The sequence below is a fragment of the Luteibaculum oceani genome (assembly GCF_007995015.1).
GTDB classification, from domain to species: domain Bacteria; phylum Bacteroidota; class Bacteroidia; order Flavobacteriales_D; family Luteibaculaceae; genus Luteibaculum; species Luteibaculum oceani.
This window is the reverse complement of the sequence record NZ_VORB01000027.1, coordinates 1-796: the sequence shown is the minus strand read 5'-3', so window position 1 is coordinate 796 and position 796 is coordinate 1. Positions and strand designations below refer to the sequence as shown.

1 protein-coding gene is annotated in these 796 nt (G+C 46.5%); it reads left to right on the top strand.

From position 1 onward, the window contains the following. On the top strand, positions 1 to 796 hold a 796-nt coding region (locus FRX97_RS12150; RefSeq protein ID WP_147015490.1), incomplete at both ends, for a PKD domain-containing protein.

Sequence of the window (796 nt, the reverse complement as noted above, 5' to 3'; positions counted from 1 at the left end):
CGGTCAATAAAATTCCTTCGGCTAATGTTAGCGTACCGACCGAGGCTTGTATCAATGCTCCGGTTCCTTTTAGCGCAACATCTAGCGAGAACGTGCAAATCTCATGGGATTATGGAGATGGTACTCAGCTAGAGTTTGGGCCTAAACGCTCGCACCGCTTTGTCTCCTCTGGACGGTTTACCGTAACGACCACCGTGCTCAATAAAACCACTGGTTGTATTAACAGCTATCGCAACGACATCGAGATTCAAGACATCCCAACCCCCGATTTCACCATCGATGGGCTCTTAGATTTTAACACTACCCTTTGCGATAACGATAGGGTGCGTATTGCTATGGTAAACCAAGATTTAGGAACCACCTACAACTGGTATATCAACGATGTATTGCAAAGTCCGTTTATCCCCAACTTTAATTTATCGCTCCTTGGAGGCAACAAGACCATACGTTTGGAGGCCGTTACCTCTGCTGGATGTTTTGCATCCATAGAGAAAACCATCAAAGTGGCCATTCCAACGGCCAAAATAGAATCGGTTAACGAAGTGTGTAACCGCAGCGATTTGGCCATGAAGTTTACTTCCGGAATAAACGTAGATCAGTTCCAGTGGCAGATTATCGGAAATGGAGTGGATACCCGCAGTACCAACCCAGCAGTGTATCCAGTGAACGAACCTTCGGGAACCAACTTCCTAACCCTTAATCTGGAGCTTACCACCAAAGAGGGCTGTGTAAACAACATCTCTAAATCCATACGCGTAAAACAAGTATTGGCAGGGTTCTTTGCCCCGAGCGAGGT